We start from the raw sequence: 20,645 nt of genomic DNA on the forward strand, positions 1-20,645 counted from the left end.
GTGTACCTTTCGCAGCTCCTACGCGCCGTTGCGGAATTCCAGCCCTTCGAACGTGCCGGACGTGCGCCACCGGTCGATGTAGCCGAAGTACGCCGTGGCCCCGTGCGGATAGCCGGCGTTGAGCCAGCTGCGCAGCCCGAGGTCCTGGCCCTCGTTGTTGTAGTAGCCCGGCGTGCAGTCGGGTGAGCCCAGGATCCCGCCGCCGCCCGACAGCAGCAGCTCGATCCAGGCGTCCTCGGCCTCCTTGGTGACCTCGATCTCGCGGTAGCCGTGGTCGAGGGCGTGCCGCACGATGATCGCGATGGTCCTGCCCGCCTCCGTGAGGTTGTGCGGGATGTTGGAGATGAGGTTCGCGCCCTGCGTCGGCTGGACGAGGAAGACGTTGGGGAAGCCGTGCGCGTGGATGCCGTGCAGCGTGCGCATGCCCTCCGCCCAGTGGTCCGACAACCTGACCCCGTCGCGTCCGGTCACCTCGTAGCCGGCGCGGCGGGTGTAGTCGGTGCCCACCTCGAAGCCGGAGGCGTAGATGACGCAGTCGACGTCGTACTGCCGGCCCGCGGCCACGACGCCCTTCTCCGTGATGCGTTCCACGCCCTTGCCGTCGGTGTCGACGAGGTGGGTGCCGGGAAGGTTGAAGGCCTGCAGGTATTCGTCGTGGAAGCACGGGCGCTTGCAGAGCTGGCGGTACCACGCCTTGAGCTTGCCCGCGGTCTCCTTGTCGGTGACGACGGCGTCGACGCGGGCGCGGATCTCCTCCATCTTCTCGAAGTCGGAGTCCTCGAAGGCGGCCAGCATGTTCTCGGTCGTACGCTCCTCGGGCGGGAGCGCCTGGATGCGCGAGCGCACGCGGCGGGCCAGATCGGTCCAGCCGTCCATGACCAGGTCCTCGTCGGCCAGCGCGCCGGTCTGGTTGGCGGTGAAGTTCTCCAGCCAACGCTGCTGCCAGCCGGGGGTCGCGACCTGGGCGAACCATTGCGGGTCGGTCGGCCGGTTGTCCCGCACGTCGACCGACGAGGGGGTGCGCTGGAAGACGTACAGCTCCTCGCAGGCCCGCGCGAGGTGCGGCACGCACTGCACGGCCGTCGCGCCGGTGCCGATGACGGCCACGCGCTTGCCGGCCAGCCGGTCCAGGGGCGCGCCCGACGGGTCGCCGCCGGTGTAGGCGTAGTCCCAGCGGCTCGTGTGGAACGCGTGCCCGCGGAACGTCTGGATGCCCGGGATGCCGGGGAGTTTGGGCACATGCAGCGGGCCGATGCCCATGGTGACGAACCGGGCGGTGAAGTGGTCGCCCCGGTTCGTGCTGATGCGCCAGCGGGAGCGGGACTCGTCCCATTCGAGGTTCGTGACCTCGGTGTGCAGGAGGGCGTTGTCGTACAGGCCGAAGTGTTCGCCGATGCGGCGGCAGTGGTCGAGGATCTCGGGCGCGTGGGCGTACTTCTCCGTCGGCATGTGCCCGGTCTCCTCGAGCAGCGGCATGTAGACGTACGAGGCCGTGTCGCACTGCGCGCCCGGGTAGCGGTTCCAGTACCACGTGCCGCCGAAGTCGCCGCCCTTCTCGACGACGCGCACGTTCTCGACGCCGGCCTCCTTCAGCCGCGCGCCGGTGACGAGCCCGGCGAAGCCGCCGCCGATGACGGCGACCGTCACGTGGTCGGACTTCGGCGGGCGCTCGGTGAGCGGGGTGTAGGGGTCGTCGAGGTAGTGCGCGAAGCGGCCGGTGAGGCGGAGGTACTGGCCGTTGCCGTCAGGACGCAGCCGCTTGTCACGCTCTTCCCGATATTTCAGGCGAAGCGCTTCTTTGTCGATGATCGGGTGGTCGGTCATGCATCCTCCGCGACGACGAGTGGCCAGGACGCTCGGCACCAATTCCAGAATGGCATTCGGGAAAACCGTCAGCAAGCCGAGTTCCCACTCACCCGCGATCCAGGTCGGCGGCACCCGCCCGGTGACCGGAACACCCACTATTGTGGGGGCCCCGACTTCCGAGGATGCCCATTCATGTCAGCTCATCGCGCACTGGTCATCGCCATGCTGCCCGCGATCGGGCTCCGCGTGCTCGCCGTACTCGGGTTCCCTCCTGCGCTGCTGTTCTACGGCGACTCTTTCGCATTCATGCGCGAGGAGCTGGCCCCCGGCACCACCCGGCCGTCCGGATATTCGCTGCTCCTCGCGCTGCTCCGCCCCGCACACAGCCTGACCCTCGTCACGGTGCTGCAGCACCTGCTGGTGCTGGGGCTCGCCGTGGCCGTCTACGCGCTGCTGCGACGGCGCGGTCTGCCCGGCTGGGGTGCCGCGCTGTTGGTCACGCCGCTGCTGTACGACGAGTTCATGCTGCTGCTCGAGCACATGATCATGGCGGACGCGATCTTCATCGTGCTGGTCACCGCCGCCGTCGTGCTCGTCGTCTGGCGCGTCACCCCCACCACGGCCGCCGTCGGCGGGCTGCTCCTCGGCCTCGCCGGCATCACCAGGACCGTCGGGCTGCCGCTGCTCATCCTGGTCGCCGCCTACCTGCTGATCCGCCGGTACGGCTGGCGCCCGCTGGTGGCGCTGCTGGTCGCCGGCGCGATCCCGCTGGGCGCGTACGCGACGTGGACCAAGGTGGAGAAGGGCAAGTTCGGGCTGACCGAGGCCGACGGCAACTTCCTGTGGTCGCGAACCATGAGCTTCGCCGACTGCGACGTGATCAAGCCTCCCGAACGGCTGGCCGTGCTCTGCCCCAACATGCCGGTGGAGCAGCGGCCCTACCCGCCGCACTGGCTCTGGGAGGACTTCTCGCCGCTGCTCAAGGTGCCGGGCACGGCCAACCGCAACCAGCTCGCCGGCGAGTTCGGCAGGATGGCGATCCTGGCCCAGCCCGGCGACTATCTCGCCGCGGTCGCGACCGACCTGACGGAACTGCTGCGCTGGGAGCGTACGGCCGTCGACGAGAAGACGCCCTACAAGCTGCCGACGTCGGAGCGGCCGATCAACGAGTCGGTGCGGGACGTGGCCGAGTCGTACGAAGCGGGGCCGGCCGCGACACGGGTGGTGGAGCCGGTCGCCGGGTGGCTGCGGGCGTACCAGCGGTTCGGGTACGCGCCCTTCCCGCTGCTCGTGCTGGCCCTCGGCGGGGCGCTGGTCGCGGCGCTGGTGCGGCGGCGGTGGGACGCGCTGCTGCCCGGGGTCGCGGCGCTCGCGCTGATCGCCTCGCCGCCCTTCCTCGCCGCCTATGACATCAGGTACGTCATCCCCGCGATCCCGCTGGTGTGCCTGGCCGTGGGGCTCACCCTCGGCGCCCGCTCACCGTCGCGCCAGGAGCCCGCCACCGCCGAACCGGAGCCCGCCGGTCGCGTTCAGGCGTGAGACGTTCGCGTTCAGGTGTGCGGGAAGCCGCGGACGAAGCGGCGCTGCCACGGGGTCTCGACGGCGCCCTTGGCGTAGTGCTCGCGTACGTACGCGACCGCCTGGTTGCCGGGCACGCCGTCGAGCACGGCCAGGCAGGCCAGCGCCGTGCCGGTGCGGCCCCGGCCGCCGCCGCACGCGATCTCGACCCGTTCGTACGCGGCACGGCGCAGCGCCTCTCTCAGGGCCTCCGCGGTCGCGTGCCGATCGGACGGCAACCGGAAGTCGGGCCAGCGCAGCCACAGGTGCCGCCACTCCACCGCGGCCGGGCGGCGGCCGAGCAGATAGAGGCCGAACGCGGGCAGCGGGCCTTCGGGCAGCACGTGCCTGAGCCCCCGGCCGCGCACGAGGCACCCCGACGGCAGTCGCATGACACCCTCCGCGGCGGGATCCCAGGTCTCGGCCACGCGGCGAGCGTAGCCGTACCGGCGGGCGCGGTGACGGCGTTCAGCTTCCGGCTGATCGGATGCCGTCTCACGCGTTGAGGGAGAGCCCTCTGAACGTGCCCAGCCCCAGCAGAGGGAGGTCGGCTTCGCCGTCGTCCAGCGGCACCCTGGAGAAGGTCGCGTGGAGCACGCCGGACTCATCCGGGTACAGCGGCACCTGGTCCCCCGACGCGTTCTTGGTCATCACCTCGTGGTGCGCGAGGGCGTCCGGACGCGGCGGGTCAGGCTCTCCGGCAGGAGCCGCTTCGTGGACCCCGGACGGGAGCCGCTCGCCCGGAACGCCGGATCCGCGTCGCCGCCCAGCCGGGACGCCGGCTCTCCCCGCCGGACCGCCCGAGCGCCGGAGCGGAGACACCAGGCCAACCGCCCGACGCCGGAGCGGCGTCTGAAGTCGGCGTCGGCGCCCAGGCCTGGACGGAGCGTCTTGACGGCGACCAGGTCTGAGCCGACCAGAGCATGGGACCGAAATGCCCGGGATGCCCTATTTACGAAGAAGCTACATATTGTCGGTGGGCAGCAAATTCGGAGCACCAAATTATCAAATTAGACCGTGCCATCATCCGGATGATCTTGCCGACTACAGAGGCCCTGACCTGCATAAATACCGCTATTTCGCACCCTGTTACCGAATCGCATTCCATACGGAGACGATCTGACACAGCAACATCACGATCAGCCGTACACATGGTCAAATATCTAGCATCCTCTGTTATGGTCCCTTCCTGCCCGAAAATATGGGACACCCTTTACCCGAGGAGGATCATGCGGAGCGCCCGAAGGATCATCGCCATCAGCACCGCTCTGGCGGCCGCCACCGCTCCCCTGCTGGCAGTCGCGTCTCCTGCAGCCGCCGCGCAGCCCGCGACGACCGTCCAGCAGGCCCTGCCGCTGGACGACGTGCTCCCCATCCAGGGGCTCAACCCGCTGCAGCAGCTCAAGCGCGTCAAGCAGTTGCTGAACTCCGGCTACGTGCCGCAGGCGTTGAGCGTGACGAACGCGGCCAACCCCCAGTACGCGTCCGTCTGGGTCAAGGACGCCACCCGCAAGGTCAACGTGCTGCAGGGCCTTTCGGCCCTCGACCTGCAGAAGCGCATCACCGAGCAGCTGAAGCTGGGCTTTGTGCCGAGCATCATCAGCGGCACCGGCTCGGGCCCCGGCGCCATCTTCGCGGCGGTCTTCGAGAAGAAGGCCTCCGGCAAGGCCGAGGCCAAGGTCGACCTGACCAAGGACGCCTTCCAGAAGCTCAACACCCAGCTCAGCGGCTCCGGTCTCAGCCTCGCCTCGGTCGACGTCTACGGCACCGTCGAGAAGCCGCTCTACGCGGCCGTCTGGGTCGCCGGCGCCGCCACCGGTGCCGTCAAGGTGAGCCTCGGCCAGACCGTGGAGCAGCGCGGCAAGGAACTCCTGGCGATGGCCAAGCAGGGCCTGCGCCCGGTTCTCATGGCCATCGAGCCCGGTCAGCTCTACACCACCGTGTGGAGCAAGGGCAGCACGGCCGGCCTGAAGGAACACCTGAACCTCAACCGCGTGACCTACACCGTGCAGAACACCAAGATGAAGGCCTTGGGCTACACGCCTGTCGTCCTGGACACCGCGGGCAACACCTTCGCGGCCATCTGGAGCAAGGGCTGACCGCTCCCGCAAGCGCGGGATCCCGGTGAGGCCGCGGCCACCGGGATCCCGTGCGCGCCGGACAACCACCTCGCCGACGCCCTGCCTGCCGCCTGCGCGTGACCGGCAGCGTACGGGACGAGCGGGGTGCGGCGCGCCGACCCCCCGACGCCGCGGCGGCCATCCCCCTCTCCCGGCGATCAGGGACGTACGTTCCTTGGTCGCCGGGCAGGCCGCCCTTCAGCCCCGACGCCCCTCAGTCGCCGACGCCGCGCAGCACCGCCAGCAGAAACGTCCGATGCCGGAGTACGAGCTCCCGCCCGGACACGGCCCAGCCGATCGCCGCCCGCGCGTGCCGTCGGCGGGCAGCGGGGAGGGCGGGATCCAGCCGGTCGCCGGGGCGGCATGACGACCAGTCGATGAAGGCCACCGGCAGTCCGTCGCGGAAGACGGTGTTGAACGGGCCGGGATCTCCGTGGACGACGCATTCGCGACCGGCGGCCAGCATGTGTCCGGCGGTCGCCTCGTGCAGCTCGCGCAACATCCGCCCACCGCGCGCGTACGCGCCGGGAGCGCGCTGGGCGGGGTGGTCGGTGGTCGCGCCCGTAATGAAGCCGAGCACGTCGCGCCCCCGTTCGTCGATACCGAGGTGACGTGGCGCGTACGGGTAGCCCGCGGACTCCAGGTGACGCAGCACCCTGGCGGCGAAGGCGGCGTTGGAATCCCTGGCCCGCCGGACGGTGTCGCCGACCCGTACGACTTCGGTGGCGTTGTGGCCGCCGTGCAGCGGCTCCTCCGGCGCAGGCATGTTGCGAAGCCGGTCCCGGTCAGCCGTGTTTCGTGGCGCCCAGGGCGCGCATGAGGTGGTCTGCGAGGGATTCGACGTAGCCGGGTTCGATGGGGGCCTGGCGTACGTTGAGCCGCCAGTGGACGGGGGCGGCGATCAGGTCGAGGGCGAGTTCGAGGTCGAGGTCGGCGGGGAGTTCGCCGCGTTCGATCGCGCGGTGCAGGGCGGCCGAGCCGAGCAGCCGCCTGGGCGTGCCGATGGCGGTCCTGATCGCTTCGGCCAGAGCCGGGTTGCGGGCGGCCTCGGCGGTCAGGTCGGGCAGGATGAGCACGAAGCGCGGATGGCTCAGCCAGTCGCGGATGGCGTTCAGGCCCCCGATGAGGTCTCCGCGCAGCGACCCGGTGTCGGGGAACTCCGCCCACGGCACGCTCATCTCCGACAGCACCGCGAGCACCATGTCCTGCTTGCGCGGCCAGCGCCGGTAGAGCGCGCTCTTGCCCACGCCCGCGCGCCGGGCGACGGCCTCCATCGACAACCGCCCGTAGCCGCGTTCGGCCAGTTCGTCCAGCACGGCCTCGGTGATCGCGGAGGTGATCTGCGGCTGGAGCACGGCGGCGCCTGTGGGCGGGCGGCGAGTACGTCCGGTCATGTCCCGCAGCATACAGGTGGACGATACGGTACCGTCCTGTCCTAAGATGAACGGGACGGTACCGTATCGTCCATACGTGATTTCGGGGAGAGACCATCGTGACCACCGCGCGCGACCTCATCGCAGAAGCGCTCCGGCGCCTGCTCGCCAAAGACATGATCGGCTACGCCGGGCTCTGGGCCGTCGACGGGACCATCGAGTTCCCGTTCGCCCCGCAGGGCTACCCCGCCCGGCTGGACGGCAGGGCCGCCATCGAGGACTACCTGCGCGGCTATCCCGACCTGCTGGACGTGAAGGAGATCACCGAGCAGGTGGTCCACGAGACGTCCGATCCGGCCGTCGCCGTCGCGGAGTTCGAGATCGCGGGCGTGGTGGTGGCCACCGGGAAGCCGTACACGATGCGCTACGCCACGGTCGTCACCGTGCGCGACGGCGAGATCGTGCACTGTCGCGACTACTGGAGCCCGCTCGCCGCCGTCGAGACGATGGGCGGGCTCGACGCCATGACGGCCGCCTTCACCGGCGGGAGCGCCGGCGCATGAACGTCCTCGTCATCGGCGGCACCGGCACCACCGGCAGCCGGGTCGCCGCACAGCTGGGCGAGCAGGGCGCCGCCGTGCGCGTCGCCACGCGGTCACCGGCCGCGGGCGATCCTGCGCACGTGCGCTTCGACTGGAACGATCCGGACACCCACCGCACCGCCGTCGCCGGGGTGGACGGGATCTACCTGATCGCCCCCGCCGGCTCGCTCGACCCGGCCCCGCTGGTGCGCTCGTTCCTCACCGGGGCGGTGGACACCGGGGTGCGCCGGGTGGTGCTGCTGAGCGCGTCCGCGCTGCCCGAGGACGCGCCCGGGATCGGCGCCCTGCCCCGGACTGTACGGGCGACCGTGCCGGAATGGGCGATCCTGCGGCCGTCCTGGTTCATGCAGAACTTCACCGGCGACCACCCCGTCGCGCACGGCATCCGCGCGGGCGGGGAGATCGTCACCGCCACCGGGGACGGCCGGGTGGGGTTCGTGGACGCCGTCGACATCGCCGCGGTCGCCGTACGCGCGCTCCTGGACGCCGAGCCGCACAACAGGGACCACCTCATCACCGGCCCGGAAGCGCTCGGCTACGCCGAGGCCGCCGCCGTCATCACCGACGTCACGGGCCTGCTCGTACGGCACCGGCCCGTCGACACCGCCGCGATGACCGAGAGGTTCGTCGCGGCCGGGCTGCCGCCCGCGTACGCCGGCATGCTCGCCGCCCTCGACGAGGACATCCGGCGCGGCGCGGAGGACCGCGTGACCGGCACCGTCGCCGACGTCACCGGCCGCCCGGCGCGCTCGTTCGCCGAGTTCGTCACCGAGCACCGGGCCGCGTTCGCCGCCCCCGGCCACGCAGACGCGGGGGTCACGGCACGTCGCTGACGGGCCCGGGCCGGATCACGTCAGGTCGCCGAAGAAGGCGCGCAGGTCGGCGGCCAGCGTCTGCGGCGCCTCCATCGCCGGGAAGTGCATGCCGCGCTCGTGCTCCGTCCAGTAGGCGTCGTCGGGCGGGCCGACGAGCCTGCGCACCGTGGGGTCCGCCCCGAAGACCGAGAACCCCTGCGGCACGGCCGGCGGCTCGCCCCAGTCGGACGAGTGGGCCTGCTCGTACAGGAAGCGGGCGGCGGACACGCCGGAGCCGGTGAACCAGTACAGGCTCACGATCGTGAGCAGCTGATCCCGGTCGTACGGCAGGTCGGTGGAGCGTTCGAAGCTCTCCGCGATCCAGCCGAGCTGCCCGGCCGGCGAGTCGTTGAGCAGGTAGCCCATCGTCTGCGGGCGGCTGTTCTGGATGGCCAGGTAGCCGCTGTCCTCGGCACGGAAGCGGGCCATCCGGTCGAGTGCCGTCCGGTCCACCGGGTCGGACGGGTCGAGCCGGTCGGCCATGCCCGGTATGAAGGTGGCCGTGGCGGCCGCGGTGTACGGGTCGGTCACGGTGTGCACGCCCGCGACGTGCTCGCCGTCCAGGCCGGCCACCGCACCGGCCACGCCGGCGCCGACGTCGCCGCCGTGGAGGCCGTACCGGTCGTAGCCGAGGCGGCGCATGAGCTCGATCCACGCCCGCGCGGTGCGGCCCATCGACCAGCCGGTCTCGCGCACCGGGGTGGAGAAGGCGAAGCCCGGCAGCGAGGGGACCACCACGTGGAAGTCCTGCCGCAGTTCTTCGATCAGCTGGGTGAACTCGGCGAAGGCGCTGGGGTAACCGTGGGTGAGCACCAGGGGGAGCGCGCCGGGGTCCTCGGAGCGTACGTGCAGGAAGTGGATGCGCTGCCCGTCGATCTCGGTCGTGAACTGCGGGTAGGCGTTGAGCCCCGCCTCGGCGGCACGCCAGTCGTACCCGTCGGCCCAGTACGCGGCCAGTTCGTTGAGGAACGTCAGCGGCAGGCCGCGGGTCCACCCGACACCGGGCAGCTCGTCGGGCCACCGGGTACGGGCCAGCCGGTCGGCCAGGTCGTCGACGTCGGGCTGGGGGATGGCGACGGTGAACGGCCGGATGTCCATGGGGACTCCTTGTCGGTTGGGTGAGCCCCACGTTAGAAGCCATTGCGGCAAGATTCTTTCCGCGTTGAACGAGGCGAGCCGGCCGATATGTCGTTGGAGAGCCGTAGGCTTCGCGTCGTCACCGGCAGGACGAGCGGGAGGAAAGCCCAGTGGGAGATTGGTTCCAGACGATCGTGGACGTCGAGGCGTCGCCCGAGGAGGCGGGTGCGCTGGCGGAGGGCGTCCGCAGCTGGCTGGTCTCGTCCGGCGTGGTCGCCGCCGAGCGCACCGACTGCGTCCTCGGCGCCGACCTCGGCCACCCGTCGGGCCCGCGCGCCGGCGAGGTGGTGGACGCCTCCGGCTGGAGCGGGCCGTGGCAGGGCGGCCTGGAGATCAGGGTCGGCCGCACTGTCTTCGACGGAGGGCAGGGCGACCCGACGGCCGTGACCTGCCCACACTGCGCGGCGACGGTCGAGTTGATGAACGACGACTTCGAACTCGACCGCGAGGCGTGGGAGCCGTTCCGCGACGTCGTGCACGACTGGGGCGACGGGTACGACGTCGTCATCGACTGCCCGTCCTGCGGCCGGCCGGTCGAGCCGACCGCATGGCGGTGGGCCGACGACCATTTCGCCTTTGGCCACCTCGGCTTCAGGTTCTGGGGGTGGCCGCCGCTGCGCACCGGCTTCGTCGACGGCATCACCGTCCGCCTGGCCGGCCACCGCGTGGTGCTGCTCGACGGCAAGCTGTGAACGCCGGTATTCAGCCGAGTTCGGCCATGACCCGCCGCATGTCGGAGACGGCCTGCAGGGTGCCGCGCACTGTCCCCGTCACCTTCGAACGTCCCTCCCTGGGCAGGTAGGCGACCTCCGACTCGGCGATCCGCCAGCCGGCCGCGGCGGCCCGCAGCACCATCTCGCACGGATAGCCGAAGCGCCGGTCGGTGAGCCCGAGGTCCAGCAGCCGGTTCCGCCGGGCGGCCCGCATCGGCCCGAGGTCGTGCAGCAGGGCCCCGGTGCGGCGGCGCAGGATGCGGGCGAGCACGGCGTTGCCGATCCGGGCGTGCCAGGGCCACACGCCGCGGGCCTGCGGCCGGCGGGCGCCGAGCACCAGGTCGGCCCGGCCGCCGGTGACGGGCGCGACCACCGCGGGCAGCTCGCGGGGGTCGAGTGAGGCGTCGGCGTCCATGAAGCAGACGACGTCGGCGGTCGAGGCGAGCAGGCCGGCGTGGCAGGCGGCGCCGAAGCCGCGCCGCGGCTCGTGGACGACCTGGGCGCCGAGCTCGTGGGCGACCTCGGCCGAGCGGTCGGTCGAGCCGTTGTCGACCACGATGGGCCGATAGCCGTCGGGCATGCGCCCGAGCACCCAGCCGAGCGCGGCCTCCTCGTTCAGGCAGGGGAGGATCACATCCACCGTCATGATCGGGCGAACTCCTTCATCCCGGCGTCGAAACCGATCTCGGCGTGGAAGCCGAGTTCCCTGCCGGCCCGTTCGGGTGAGGCCACGACGTGGCGCACGTCGCCCAGCCGGTAGTCCCCGGTGGTCCGCGGGTCAGGCCCGCCCCGCTCGGCGGCCAGCGCCGCCGCCATCTCGCCCACGGTGTGCGGGGCGCCGCTCGCGATGTTGTACGCCCTCAGCTCCCCCGGCCGCGACGGAGCCTGCATCGCCGCCAGGTTCGCACGGGCGACGTCGCGCACGTGCACGAAATCCCGGAGCTGGCGGCCGTCCTCGAACACCTTCGGCGCCCGGCCCGCCGTCAGCTCGGAACGGAAGATCGCGGCCACTCCCGCGTAAGGCGTGTCGCGGGGCATGCGCGGGCCGTAGACGTTGTGGTACCTGAGCGCGACGGCGCTCCCGCCGGTCTCCCTGGCCCAGTTGGCGCTCAGGTGTTCCTGGGCGAGCTTGCTGGTGGCGTAGGCGTTGCGCGGATCGGGTGCGGCGTCCTCGCCGATGGAGGCGCAGCGCACCGGCTCGCCGCACCGCGGACAGTTCGGCTCGAACCGGCCCTGCTCCAGGTCCGTCACGGTACGCGGCCCCGGCCGGACCCGGCCATGCCGTACGCACTCGTAGTCGCCCTCGCCGTAGACGACCATGGAGGAGGCCAGCACCAGGCGTCCGATGCGGTGCCTGGCCATGGCGGCCAGCAGCACGGCGGTGCCGTACACGTTGACCGAGGCGTAGTCCGGCAGGTCGGACACGTCCACGCCGAGCCCGACCTTGGCGGCCTGGTGCACGACGACGTCGACGCCCGGCAGCAGCGCGTCCAGGGCCTGCGCGTCGCGTAGGTCGGCGCCGTGGCGCAGATCCAGGCCGGCGACGTCGTGACCCGCCGTCTCCAGGGTCTCGGCCACGTGCCCGCCGATGAAACCGGCCGAGCCGGTGACCATCACTCTCACCCCGCCGACGCTAGCCCGTCGCTACGGCCGCGCCGAAGGGACGTAAGGGGTTCGTAAGGGCTCTTACGGACGGCGAACGGACGTCGCCGCCGCGGTCCTGGAACGGCCGCGGGATGCGAGGCTGCCGCTCGTGAACCGAAGTCTGCTCCTCGCCGGCGGCGCACTCGCCGCCCTGGCGGCCGTCCTGCTCAGGATGGCCGCCGGGCCGCCGGGCCTGGGCTGGACGCTGGCCGCCTGGGCACTGTTCGCGGCCGCGCTGTGGCTGGTCAGGAAGGTGCCGGAGCGGCGGCTCGGCACGCTGGTCGTCGCCGGCGGGATCGTGCTGGCCGCGACCGGGCTGGCGGCCCCGCCGAGCAGCAGCACCGACTCCTTCCGGTACGCCTGGGACGGCCGGGTGCAGGCCGCCGGCATCTCCCCCTACGACTTCCCGCCGGCCGACCCGGCGCTCGAACGGCTGCGCGACGACTGGCTGTTCCCCGCCGCCTGCGGCGCCCCTGCCCTGTGGTCCTTGCCCGGCGGCGGCTGCACCAGGATCAACCGCCCCGCCGAACCCACGATCTACCCGCCGGTCGCGCAGGGCTACTTCCTGCTGGTCCACTGGCTGTCGCCGGAGGGCTCCCGGCACAAGACCCTCCAGGTCGGCGGCTGGGTGATGGCCGTGCTGACGCTGGCGGCGCTGTGCCGGTTCGCGGGCGCCCGGCGGGTGGCGTACTGGGCGTGGTGCCCCGCGGTGCCGATCGAGGCGGTGAACAACGCGCACGTCGACATGCTGGGCGTGCTGCTGGTGGTGGCGGCCTTCGCCGCCGTCCGCGCCGGTCGCGCCCGGGGCGCCCTGCTCGGCGCGGCCGTGGCGGCCAAGCTGCTGCCCGCGACGGCGCTGCCCGGCGCCCTGTCCGGCGTGCTGGCGCACGGCGTGGCGTGGCGGCGCGTCCTCGTGACCGTGGTGCCGGCCGTGCTCGTGGCGGCGCTGTCGTACGTGCCGTACGTGCTGGCCTCGGGCGCCGCCGTCGTGGGATACCTGCCGGGCTACATCGCCGAGGAGCGCTACGACGGCGCGGGCCACGGCAACCGCTACGGGGTCCTGCGGCTGCTCCTCCCCGACTCGTGGGCCCCTTATGCCGCGATCGCACTGCTCGGCCTGGTCGTCCTCCTCGTCCTGCGCCACGGCGACGCCGACCGGCCCTGGCAGGGCGCGCTGCTGGTCAGCGGCTCGCTGCTGCTGCTGTTCACCCCCGGCTACTCCTGGTACGCGCTGCTGGTCGTCGCGTTGACCGCCCTGGACGGACGGGTGGAATGGCTGGGCGTCGCCTTGGCCTCCGCGGTCGCCTACACCGCGGGCCCGGCCGCCCCCGGCAACCTCGGCACCCCCTTCTACGCCGCGGCCGCGCTGGCCGTGCTGATCGGCTGGGCCGTACGCCGGTCCCATGCAGTGGAGGTACGCCCGTGAACCTCAGCAGCGTCGCCGCCAGGTTCACCAGCACCCTGCGTTCCGAGCAGGTGGCCGCCAAGCTGGGCGTCTGGCTGGGCGTGAGCTTCACCGTCGCGTTCGTCACCGGGCTGTTCAGCCATTTCACGCAGCATCCGCCCGCCTGGCTGTGGTGGCCGTCGCGGCCGGTCAACCTCTACCGGGTCACCCAGGGGCTGCACGTCGTCGGCGGGATCGCCACGGTGCCGCTGCTGCTGGCCAAGCTCTGGGCGGTCTATCCGAAGTTGTGGCAGTGGCCGCCGTTCCGCTCCGCGGGCCACGCCGTCGAACGCCTGTGCGTGCTGCTGCTGGTGGCGGGCGCGTTGTTCCAGCTCGTCACCGGGACGCTGAACATCGCCTACATCTACCCGTATCCGTTCGGCTTCCTCCAGGCGCACTACTGGACGGCGTACGTCGTCTACGGCGCGCTGCTCATCCACGTGGCCAACGAGTGGGCGAAGGTCAGGCGGAACCTGTGGACCCGCGTGGAGAGCCCGGAGCGCAGGCGCCTGTTGTTCACCGTCGCCGCGGCCTGCGGCCTGACCGCCCTGGTCACCGCGGGCGAGGCGGTCACCCCGCTGGCCCGGCTGGCGGTGCTGGCTCCGCGCGATCCCCGCGTCGGTCCTCAGGGCGTGCCCGTCAACAGGTCGGCGGCCGCGGCCGGAGTGACCACCGTCCCCGGCGACTACCGGCTGCTGGTCACGGGCGCCGTACGCACGCCTCTGTCACTCGGCCACGCCGACCTGCTCCGGCTGCCGCAGCACACCGTACGCCTGCCGATCGCATGCGTGGAGGGCTGGAGCGTGGAGTGCGAGTGGACGGGCGTACGACTGCGTGACCTGCTGCTTTCGGCCGGCGCCTCCCCGAACGCTTCCGTGGTCGTCGAGTCCCTGGAGCGGACGGGCGGCTATCGCAGCAGCGAGGTGCGCCCGCCGCACTGGAGTGATCCGCTGACGCTGCTGGCCCTGCGGATCAACGGGGAGACGCTGAGCGCCGACCACGGCTTCCCGGTGCGCCTGATCGCGCCGAACCGGCCGGGCGTCCTGCAGACCAAGTGGGTCAGGGAAGTGAGGGTGACATGAAGTGGGTCGGCTACGCGGCCGGCGGCGCCCTGATCGTCCTGGGACTGGCCGGGCTCGCGCTGGAGGGCGTCCTGATCGGGTGGGCCCTGTGGTTCGGCGGGGTGCTCGTCGTCCACGACGCCCTGCTCGCCCCGGGCGTGGCGGCGGCCGGCACGGTGATCGGCCGCCGGTCCCGGTCCCTGCGGACCGCCCTGATCCTGGCGGGAACCCTGGTGCTCGCCACCCTCCCCACCGTGCTGGCGCTGGGCCGCCGGGCCGACAACCCGTCGATCCTGCCGCTGTCGTACGGCGTCAACCTCCTCATCGTCCTCGCAGCGATCGCCCTGCTCGCGGTTGGGGATCACCTGCTGTCGGCATTCCGGAAGGACTGAGCACGCTGAGCCATCATCCGTTCCAGATCGTGATCATCGCCAAGGAACCGCTGCCCGGCAAGGTCAAGACCCGTCTCACCCCGCCGTACAGCCCGGCCGAGGCCGCCGCCCTCGCCGAGGCCGCGCTCCGCGACAGCGTGCGCGCCGCCGCCAAGGCGCCGGCCACCCAGCGGGTGCTCGCCCTCGACGGGCTGCCCGGCCGCTGGCTGCCCGCGGAATTCGTGGTCATCCCGCAGCACGGGGCCGGCCTGGACGAGCGCCTGGCGGCCGCGTTCGCCGACGTCCACCGGCTGCGGCCCGGACCTGTCGTACTGATCGGCATGGACACGCCCCAGGTCACCCCCGCGCTCCTGCGCGAGGCCGGCGAGGCGCTCGAACGGCACGACGCGGTGTACGGCCCGGCCGCCGACGGCGGATTCTGGCTGCTCGGCCTGCGGCGACCGGACCCGGGGCTGCTGCTCGGGGTGCCCATGTCCCATCCGGAGACCGGCAAGCACCAACTCGACCGGCTCGAACGCGCCGGGCTGACCGTGCACCACCTGCCCGAGCTGACCGACGTCGACACCGCGGCGGACGCCGCCGCCGTCGCCGCCGAGGCGCCCGCGTCCTGCTTCGCCGCCGCCCTGCGGGAGCTGGGCCGATGATCGGGGAACTCTACGCCGACGCCCTCGCGGGAGAGAGCGCCGAGCTCGAACACGTGGACGGCACCCGCACCACGCTGGAGACCGCCCGCTGGTTCGAGCCGATCGACGGGGACGAGGAGCTTCTGAGCCACTGCTCCAGCCCCACGCTGGACGTCGGCTCCGGCCCCGGGCGTCTCACCGCGGCGTTGACCCGGCGCGGGGTGCGGGCTCTCGGCATCGACATCACGCCGCGCGCCGTCGCCCTGACCCGCCGCGCCGGGGGTTTCGCCCTGCTGCGGGACGTCTTCGACGACATCCCGGGCAGCGGCCGCTGGGCGACGGCGCTGCTCGCCGACGGCAACATCGGCATCGGCGGCAACCCCGAGGCGCTGCTCCACAGGCTCAGGCAGCTCCTGCGGCCGGGCGGCACGATCCTGGCCGAGGTCGCTCCGCCCGGGACGCGCAGCCGCGTCGACCGGCTCCGGCTGCGCCGGGGGCCGCTGACCGGTGAGTGGTTCGGCTGGGCGACCGTCTCGGCGACCGACATCCGGCGCATCGGGCTCGCCGCGGGCTTCGCGGAAGCCGACTGCTGGACCGCGTACGGCCGCTGCCTGGCCCGCCTGCGCTAGGCACGAGCCGGGGGTGTTTCCCGGGGCCGATCGACCGTCCTGGGGAGCGCGGCCATCAGCGCCACGAGCACGACGGCGACCGGCGCGCCCCAGAAGAGCACGTCGGGGATCGCCGCTGCCACCGACTCCGAGCCGGGGGCGCGGCCGTGGAGCTCCCGGGCGAGCAGGCTCCCTGCCGCGGCCACGCCGGCCGACAGCCCGAGGCCCCGCGCCGACACCGCGGCGGACGTGGCGGCGGCGAGGTCCGCGGGCTCGGCCGCGTTCTGCGTGACGACCACGAGGTTCTGCATGAGCAGCCCGAAACCGAGCCCCAGCACGCCGGTCCGCACGGCGAACAGCACGTAGCCGGCGCCCGGGCCGAGGCCGCCCAGCAGGGCGAACCCGGCCGCCGCGATCGCCGCGCCGGCGATCAGGTAGGGCCTGAACCGGCCGCTCGCGCCGACGCGGGCGCCGGCCAGCGAGGAGACCGCCATCAACGTCAGCACGTACGGATTGAGCGCCAGGCCCGCCTGGGTGGCCCCCATCGCGTGCGCCGCCTGCAGGTAGGTGGGCAGGTAGACCACGGACCCGCCGAGCAGGGCCCCGAGCAGCGCGCTCGCGGGCAGCGTGACCCGCAGCGCGCGGCCGGCGAACAACCGTGGCGGCAGCAGCGGGTTCGCGGCACGCCGCTCCCACCACACGAACAGGGCCGTCAGCACGATCAGCGTCCCTGTCAGGGCGAGGATCACGGCGGAGTTCCATGCGTACACCCGTCCGCCCCACTCGGCGACCAGCAGCAGGCTCACCGTCGCGCCCACGATCAGCAGGGCTCCCGGCACGTCCACCCTGCCGTCCCCGCCCGCCCTGGGCAGCCGCAGCGCGTACGCGACGAGCGCCATGGCGAGCAGGCCGAGCGGCAGGTTGACGAGGAAGATCCATCGCCAGCCCGCCGCGTCGGTGATCGCTCCACCGGCGAGCGGGCCGCCCACACTGGCCAGGGCGAAGACGCCGCCGGTGAAGCCCTGCACGCGGCTGCGCAGCCGCCGCGGGTAGAGCTCAGACAACACGATGGTGGGCAGGACGAACAACGCGCCCGCGCCGACGCCCTGCACGGTCCTCGCGGCGACCAGCAGGGGCATCGTCGGCGCGAGGGCGCACAGGGCGGAGCCCGCGACGAAGACGGCGAGGGCGACGAGCAGGACCGGGCGGCGGCCGTACCGGTCGCTGACGCGGCCGTAGAGCGCGCCGGTCGCGGTCGAGGCCAGCACGTACGACGTGACGATCCAGCCGATGGCGTCCATGCCGCCCAGGTCGGCGGCGATGGCGGGCAGGGCGATGGCGACGACCGTCTGGTCGAGGACCGACAGCAGCATGCCGAGCAGGAGGCCGGCCGTGGCGAGCGGCACGTTGCTCGTCGCGGATGCGGTGCGGAGCACGGCGGTCAGCTCCTCGCCCGCGCGAACGGGTCAGGGAGTCCGAAGTCGGCGCCGACCAGGTCCTGGTCGATGACGGCGCCGGCCAGGGTGCCGCCGGCCGCGGCGGCGACCACGGCGGCCAGTGGCATGGGCAGGGAGGCCCGCCTGGCCAGGTCGCCGGCCGCGTACACGCCGGGCACGCTCGTCCGGGCGAACTCGTCGATCTCGACGCACCCGTCGGCGAACGACGCGCAGCCGAGGCGGGCGGCCAGTTCGGAGCGCTGGCGTGGCACGTTCACGACGAACACCGCGTCCCTGGCCAGGGGCGGGCCGCCCTCGAAGACGACCTGTTCCAGCCGGTCGCCGGTGCCCTCCAGGTGAGCGACCGGCTCGCAGCGTACGGTGACGCCGTTGGTCTCCAGGGTGGCCCGCGACGCCGGGTCGAGGGGTTCGCCGCCGGTGCACAGGGCGACGTCGGCGGCGAACCGGCTCAGTTGCAGCGCCAGCCGCACGCGGGCCGGCGCCGCGCCGAGCACCGCGACCGTTCTGCCCGCGCACTCGTAGCCGTGGCAGTAGGGGCAGTGGAAGGCGGAGCGGCCCCACAGGGCCTCGACGCCGCGCGGGCCGGGGAGGTCGTCGGCCAGTCCGGTGGCCAGGAGGAGCCGGCGCGCGTCCGCCGTACCACCGCCCTCCAGGCCCACGCGGAAGCCGCCCTCCAGCACCGTGACGTAGGTGACCGTCCCGGTCCTGACCCGCACCGACGGGTACGCGGCCAGGTCGGCGCGGCCGAGCTCCCGCAGCCGGGCGGGCGGTGTGCCGTCGCGGGTCAGGAAGTTGTGCACGTGTTCGGCCCTGGCGTTGCGGCCCTCACCCGCGTCGAGGAGCAGGACCGTACGGCAGGCCCGGCCCAGGGTCAGGGCGGCCGCCAGGCCGGCAGGACCTGCGCCGACGATGACGGCGTCGAACATGTCGTCCTCCATGTGTCTTGACATGGAGGAGAGTCTGCAAGTTAATGTGAACATGAAGTCAAGCGACTCCATGCGGATCGGAGAGCTCGCCGAGCGGTTCGGGCTCGCGCCGCACGTGCTGCGCCACTGGGAGGCGATGTCCCTGCTGGCCCCCGCGGCCAGGGTGAACGGCCGCCGCCGCTACACGCAGGAGCATGTGGTTCGCGTGATGACGATCATCCGCGCCAAGTCGGCGGGGATGAGCCTGGAGCAGATCAGGGAAGTGCTGAACGTCTCCGGCCAGGCCGAACGCCAGGCGCTGCTCCGGAGACACCACGAGGAGCTCGAACGCCGGCTGGGGGAGATCTCGGCGTCCAAGACGCTGATCGAGCACCTCATGGAGTGCCGCGCGGACGACTGGACCCGGTGCCCCACCTACCGGCGCATCGTGGAGACCGGAACGTTCTCTCAGGACGTGTGCATGATCCGACCCGACCGCCTGCAGCGGCGGACGACCGGCTCCAGGTAGTCGACCAGGGGCCCGCCCAGCTCTGACGCCGAGCGTACGAAGGCGATCCGGTCGAACTCCGGGTGCTCCTCCGCGGCCGCCAGGTCCGCGAACCGCTCGCGCAGGAATGACGCCGGCCGGCTGGGCGCGCTGAACAGCACGCCGACGTTCCCGGTCGCGCCGCGCGTGACGAGCCAGAGGCTCAGGTCTTCCGGTGGCGTGTCGAGGCCGGTCTCCTCGACCAGCTCGCGGGCGGCGTGCCCGCGCAGCGCGGCCTCGTCGAGGGGGCCATCGCCCTCGGGCGGTTCCATGGAGCCGCCCGGCAGTTGCCAGCGGCCGGGCGCGACCGTGACCGGTGACATGCGCCCGACCATCAGTCGCCCGTCGTCGGCCGGCTGGACGACGGCGACGAAGAGGGACGGCAGCCAGGCGGCGGAGCCCATGACCCGGCGCAGGACGTGATGCCGGAACGTCGTGCGCACCCAGGAGACGGCCAGGTGGTGCGGCGCCTCCCACGCGAGGCTCGCGCACGCCACCACCGGGCCGTCGAACAGGTTCGGGTTGGCTCGGACCGACTCCTCCCACAGGCGGTCCATCGCCGTCCGCTCGTCCGGCGACAGCGGGGGCGCGGCGGTCTCGGCCAGGGTAAGCCGGTGGACGTCCAGGAGTTCGACGCCGTGGGTGCGCGGCAGCGGTTCGGTCACCGGCCCATGCTCACCCTGCGTGATCTATCGGTCACCGGAATTGACCTTACCTTTGTCCCCGGAGCGCCGGCCGGCACGGCCCCGCCCGATTAGACGTAGGCTCCAGATCGGCAACCATTCCCGGCCGCACCAGGCGGCGGCCCTCGCGAGGACGGAAACCGGCATGACCGTCACTCCCGCACACCTGCGCGACCTCGCGGGTCGCGCCGAGGCGCTCACCGCCGAGGTCCTGGCGCTCTGCGACCGCGCCCTCCGGCCCGAGCTCGAGCCCATCACCACCGCGCGAGACACCGCGAGCCGGTTCGCCAGAGGCGCGGAAGAGCTCCACCGCGCGGCCGACGACCTGGCCAAGCTCCAGGCGCAGCCGTGCGGGCTGCCGTGGGGCGTCTGCCCCGAGCACGGCAACACCCTCTCCTCCCGTGCCGGCGTCACGGAGTGCCGCGTGTGCCGGCGCACGTGGGACCACGACCGGCTCGGCCGGCCGTGCGAGGAGCCGGTGACGTGGAAGGTGATCGACCGGGCCGGCACGGAGACGCGGATGTGCGACGGGCACCTGCTCGGCGCCCGCGCCGCCGCCGAGAGCGCGACCTTCGTCCGCCTCGAGGAGAGCTGCTCCTGATCCGCGACACGCCGCTAATTTGTATGGTTCGTTCTCTTGTATCGTTCGTGTTTATGGGGATACGGTTGCGGCCATGACCGCACCCAAGACGCCGACGACCGCCGATGAGCTGCGCGGGGCAGGGCTTCGGGTGACGGCAGCCCGCGTCGCGCTGCTCGAGACCGTCAGGAACGGCGACCACCTCGGCGTCGAGGCGATCGCCTCCGGGGTGCGCGAGCGGGTCGGCCACATCTCCCTGCAAGCCGTGTACGAAGCCCTGCACGCGCTCACCGCCGCGCGTCTCGTACGCCGCATCGAGCCGGCCGGCAGCGCGGCCCTGTTCGAGGGGCGGGTCGGGGACAACCACCACCACGTCGTGTGCCGGTCGTGCGGTGCCGTCGCCGACGTCGACTGCGCGGTCGGGCACGCACCCTGCCTGTCCGCGTCGGACGACCACGGTTTCTCGATCGACGAGGCCGAGGTCATCTACTGGGGCCTGTGCCCCGGCTGTACCACCAGTCGCAGTTCCTGAGCGCCAG

At 72.5% G+C, this 20,645-nt stretch carries 24 protein-coding genes; 13 read left to right on the forward strand and 11 right to left on the reverse strand.

Translation table 11 applies throughout. From position 1 onward, the window contains the following. Nucleotides 1–18 precede the first annotated feature (18 nt). On the reverse strand, nt 19–1,824 hold the full coding sequence (locus GUY59_RS01865; protein ID WP_138201537.1) for a flavin-containing monooxygenase: 1,806 nt from the start codon (nt 1,822–1,824) through the stop codon (nt 19–21). Between the two features lie 174 nt (nt 1,825–1,998). Between GUY59_RS01865 and GUY59_RS01870 the strand changes: the two genes are divergently transcribed. After that, entirely contained in the window at nt 1,999–3,345 is a 1,347-nt protein-coding gene (locus tag GUY59_RS01870) for a hypothetical protein (protein ID WP_138201536.1), read from the forward strand. A gap of 11 nt (nt 3,346–3,356) precedes the next feature. Here the strand turns inward: GUY59_RS01870 and GUY59_RS01875 are convergent, their stop codons facing one another. Next, nucleotides 3,357–3,791 (reverse strand): phosphatase domain-containing protein, encoded by a 435-nt coding sequence (locus GUY59_RS01875; RefSeq protein ID WP_138201535.1) that lies wholly within the window; start codon nt 3,789–3,791, stop codon nt 3,357–3,359. Nucleotides 3,792–3,858: 67 nt separating this feature from the next. Then, a complete protein-coding gene (locus tag GUY59_RS01880) occupies nt 3,859–4,014 on the reverse strand; it encodes a hypothetical protein (RefSeq protein WP_161714341.1) in 156 nt (51 codons plus the stop codon). Between the two features lie 578 nt (nt 4,015–4,592). On the opposite strand from GUY59_RS01880, the gene GUY59_RS01885 reads away from it, so the two are divergent. After that, nucleotides 4,593–5,462, forward strand: a complete 870-nt coding sequence (locus GUY59_RS01885; RefSeq protein WP_138201534.1) for a hypothetical protein — start codon at nt 4,593–4,595, stop codon at nt 5,460–5,462. 235 nt (nt 5,463–5,697) lie between these two features. Here GUY59_RS01885 and GUY59_RS01890 read toward each other — a convergent pair whose 3' ends face one another. Next, the gene (locus tag GUY59_RS01890; RefSeq protein ID WP_161714342.1) at nt 5,698–6,249 is read right to left on the reverse strand and encodes a phosphotransferase; all 552 of its coding nucleotides are present in this window, start codon (nt 6,247–6,249) and stop codon (nt 5,698–5,700) included. Nucleotides 6,250–6,268: 19 nt separating this feature from the next. After that, a complete protein-coding gene (locus tag GUY59_RS01895) occupies nt 6,269–6,877 on the reverse strand; it encodes a TetR/AcrR family transcriptional regulator (protein ID WP_138200866.1) in 609 nt (202 codons plus the stop codon). A 98-nt stretch (nt 6,878–6,975) separates the two neighbouring features. Here GUY59_RS01895 and GUY59_RS01900 point away from each other — a divergent pair, with 98 nt between their 5' ends. Then, nucleotides 6,976–7,419: a nuclear transport factor 2 family protein gene (locus tag GUY59_RS01900; RefSeq protein WP_252374931.1), complete on the forward strand. Its 444-nt coding sequence runs from the start codon at nt 6,976–6,978 to the stop codon at nt 7,417–7,419. Continuing rightward, nucleotides 7,416–8,291: an NAD(P)H-binding protein gene (locus tag GUY59_RS01905; protein WP_138200867.1), complete on the forward strand. Its 876-nt coding sequence runs from the start codon at nt 7,416–7,418 to the stop codon at nt 8,289–8,291. Before GUY59_RS01900 ends, GUY59_RS01905 begins: the two co-directional genes overlap by 4 nt. Nucleotides 8,292–8,306: 15 nt before the next feature. Here the strand turns inward: GUY59_RS01905 and GUY59_RS01910 are convergent, their stop codons facing one another. Next, a complete protein-coding gene (locus GUY59_RS01910; protein WP_138200868.1) occupies nt 8,307–9,410 on the reverse strand; it encodes an epoxide hydrolase family protein in 1,104 nt (367 codons plus the stop codon). A gap of 149 nt (nt 9,411–9,559) precedes the next feature. Between GUY59_RS01910 and GUY59_RS01915 the strand changes: the two genes are divergently transcribed. Beyond that, the gene (locus GUY59_RS01915; RefSeq protein ID WP_138200869.1) at nt 9,560–10,141 is read left to right on the forward strand and encodes a hypothetical protein; all 582 of its coding nucleotides are present in this window, start codon (nt 9,560–9,562) and stop codon (nt 10,139–10,141) included. A gap of 10 nt (nt 10,142–10,151) precedes the next feature. On the opposite strand, the gene GUY59_RS01920 is transcribed toward GUY59_RS01915, so the two are convergent. Together GUY59_RS01920 and GUY59_RS01925 are read right to left on the reverse strand one after the other, a co-directional pair. Then, complete coding sequence (locus tag GUY59_RS01920; protein ID WP_138200870.1) at nt 10,152–10,808, reverse strand: glycosyltransferase family 2 protein; 657 nt, start codon at nt 10,806–10,808, stop codon at nt 10,152–10,154. Then, entirely contained in the window at nt 10,805–11,776 is a 972-nt protein-coding gene (locus GUY59_RS01925; RefSeq protein ID WP_138200910.1) for an NAD-dependent epimerase/dehydratase family protein, read from the reverse strand. Before GUY59_RS01925 ends, GUY59_RS01920 begins: the two co-directional genes overlap by 4 nt. Nucleotides 11,777–11,915: 139 nt before the next feature. Here GUY59_RS01925 and GUY59_RS01930 point away from each other — a divergent pair, with 139 nt between their 5' ends. Genes GUY59_RS01930 through GUY59_RS01945 form a run of 5 tightly spaced genes read left to right on the forward strand, consistent with a single transcriptional unit; the run spans nt 11,916 to nt 15,955 of the window. Next, nucleotides 11,916–13,232: a glycosyltransferase 87 family protein gene (locus GUY59_RS01930; protein WP_138200871.1), complete on the forward strand. Its 1,317-nt coding sequence runs from the start codon at nt 11,916–11,918 to the stop codon at nt 13,230–13,232. Further along, on the forward strand, nt 13,229–14,332 hold the full coding sequence (locus GUY59_RS01935) for a molybdopterin-dependent oxidoreductase (RefSeq protein WP_138200872.1): 1,104 nt from the start codon (nt 13,229–13,231) through the stop codon (nt 14,330–14,332). Before GUY59_RS01930 ends, GUY59_RS01935 begins: the two co-directional genes overlap by 4 nt. After that, the gene (locus tag GUY59_RS47250; protein ID WP_171055376.1) at nt 14,329–14,703 is read left to right on the forward strand and encodes a hypothetical protein; all 375 of its coding nucleotides are present in this window, start codon (nt 14,329–14,331) and stop codon (nt 14,701–14,703) included. Before GUY59_RS01935 ends, GUY59_RS47250 begins: the two co-directional genes overlap by 4 nt. 29 nt (nt 14,704–14,732) lie before the next feature. Then, nucleotides 14,733–15,347, forward strand: a complete 615-nt coding sequence (locus tag GUY59_RS01940) for a TIGR04282 family arsenosugar biosynthesis glycosyltransferase (RefSeq protein WP_252374932.1) — start codon at nt 14,733–14,735, stop codon at nt 15,345–15,347. Beyond that, a complete protein-coding gene (locus tag GUY59_RS01945; RefSeq protein WP_132328510.1) occupies nt 15,344–15,955 on the forward strand; it encodes a methyltransferase domain-containing protein in 612 nt (203 codons plus the stop codon). Before GUY59_RS01940 ends, GUY59_RS01945 begins: the two co-directional genes overlap by 4 nt. Here GUY59_RS01945 and GUY59_RS01950 read toward each other — a convergent pair. Together GUY59_RS01950 and GUY59_RS01955 are read right to left on the reverse strand one after the other, a co-directional pair. Continuing rightward, nucleotides 15,952–17,370, reverse strand: a complete 1,419-nt coding sequence (locus GUY59_RS01950; RefSeq protein ID WP_138200873.1) for an MFS transporter — start codon at nt 17,368–17,370, stop codon at nt 15,952–15,954. The two genes, GUY59_RS01945 and GUY59_RS01950, sit on opposite strands and share 4 nt — an antisense overlap. A gap of 5 nt (nt 17,371–17,375) precedes the next feature. After that, nucleotides 17,376–18,341, reverse strand: coding sequence for an NAD(P)/FAD-dependent oxidoreductase (locus GUY59_RS01955; RefSeq protein ID WP_236666737.1), 966 nt, complete (start codon nt 18,339–18,341; stop codon nt 17,376–17,378). Nucleotides 18,342–18,369: 28 nt separating this feature from the next. Between GUY59_RS01955 and GUY59_RS01960 the strand changes: the two genes are divergently transcribed. Continuing rightward, complete coding sequence (locus GUY59_RS01960; protein WP_138200874.1) at nt 18,370–18,825, forward strand: helix-turn-helix domain-containing protein; 456 nt, start codon at nt 18,370–18,372, stop codon at nt 18,823–18,825. On the opposite strand, the gene GUY59_RS50475 is transcribed toward GUY59_RS01960, so the two are convergent. Then, complete coding sequence (locus GUY59_RS50475; RefSeq protein ID WP_201760390.1) at nt 18,765–19,508, reverse strand: NUDIX hydrolase; 744 nt, start codon at nt 19,506–19,508, stop codon at nt 18,765–18,767. The two genes, GUY59_RS01960 and GUY59_RS50475, sit on opposite strands and share 61 nt — an antisense overlap. A 163-nt stretch (nt 19,509–19,671) precedes the next feature. On the opposite strand from GUY59_RS50475, the gene GUY59_RS01970 reads away from it, so the two are divergent. After that, nucleotides 19,672–20,127 carry a hypothetical protein gene (locus GUY59_RS01970; protein ID WP_138200875.1) on the forward strand — a complete coding sequence of 152 codons (456 nt, stop codon included), beginning with the start codon at nt 19,672–19,674 and terminating at the stop codon, nt 20,125–20,127. A gap of 73 nt (nt 20,128–20,200) precedes the next feature. Continuing rightward, nucleotides 20,201–20,638, forward strand: coding sequence for a Fur family transcriptional regulator (locus GUY59_RS01975; RefSeq protein ID WP_138200876.1), 438 nt, complete (start codon nt 20,201–20,203; stop codon nt 20,636–20,638). The last annotated feature ends 7 nt before the right edge of the window (nt 20,639–20,645 follow it).

Source organism: Nonomuraea sp. K271, assembly GCF_009908215.1.
GTDB classification, from domain to species: Bacteria; Actinomycetota; Actinomycetes; order Streptosporangiales; family Streptosporangiaceae; genus Nonomuraea; species Nonomuraea longispora.

Coding starts and splice junctions, on each gene's coding strand:
- GUY59_RS01865 (WP_138201537.1), bottom strand. CDS start 1,824: ATGACCGACCACCCGATCATCGACAAAGAAGCGCTTCGCCTGAAATAT.
- GUY59_RS01870 (WP_138201536.1), top strand. CDS start 1,999: ATGTCAGCTCATCGCGCACTGGTCATCGCCATGCTGCCCGCGATCGGG.
- GUY59_RS01880 (WP_161714341.1), bottom strand. CDS start 4,014: ATGACCAAGAACGCGTCGGGGGACCAGGTGCCGCTGTACCCGGATGAG.
- GUY59_RS01885 (WP_138201534.1), top strand. CDS start 4,593: ATGCGGAGCGCCCGAAGGATCATCGCCATCAGCACCGCTCTGGCGGCC.
- GUY59_RS01890 (WP_161714342.1), bottom strand. CDS start 6,249: ATGCCTGCGCCGGAGGAGCCGCTGCACGGCGGCCACAACGCCACCGAA.
- GUY59_RS01895 (WP_138200866.1), bottom strand. CDS start 6,877: ATGACCGGACGTACTCGCCGCCCGCCCACAGGCGCCGCCGTGCTCCAG.
- GUY59_RS01905 (WP_138200867.1), top strand. CDS start 7,416: ATGAACGTCCTCGTCATCGGCGGCACCGGCACCACCGGCAGCCGGGTC.
- GUY59_RS01910 (WP_138200868.1), bottom strand. CDS start 9,410: ATGGACATCCGGCCGTTCACCGTCGCCATCCCCCAGCCCGACGTCGAC.
- GUY59_RS01920 (WP_138200870.1), bottom strand. CDS start 10,808: ATGACGGTGGATGTGATCCTCCCCTGCCTGAACGAGGAGGCCGCGCTC.
- GUY59_RS01925 (WP_138200910.1), bottom strand. CDS start 11,776: ATGGTCACCGGCTCGGCCGGTTTCATCGGCGGGCACGTGGCCGAGACC.
- GUY59_RS47250 (WP_171055376.1), top strand. CDS start 14,329: ATGAAGTGGGTCGGCTACGCGGCCGGCGGCGCCCTGATCGTCCTGGGA.
- GUY59_RS01945 (WP_132328510.1), top strand. CDS start 15,344: ATGATCGGGGAACTCTACGCCGACGCCCTCGCGGGAGAGAGCGCCGAG.
- GUY59_RS01955 (WP_236666737.1), bottom strand. CDS start 18,341: ATGTCAAGACACATGGAGGACGACATGTTCGACGCCGTCATCGTCGGC.
- GUY59_RS01960 (WP_138200874.1), top strand. CDS start 18,370: ATGAAGTCAAGCGACTCCATGCGGATCGGAGAGCTCGCCGAGCGGTTC.
- GUY59_RS01970 (WP_138200875.1), top strand. CDS start 19,672: ATGACCGTCACTCCCGCACACCTGCGCGACCTCGCGGGTCGCGCCGAG.
- GUY59_RS01975 (WP_138200876.1), top strand. CDS start 20,201: ATGACCGCACCCAAGACGCCGACGACCGCCGATGAGCTGCGCGGGGCA.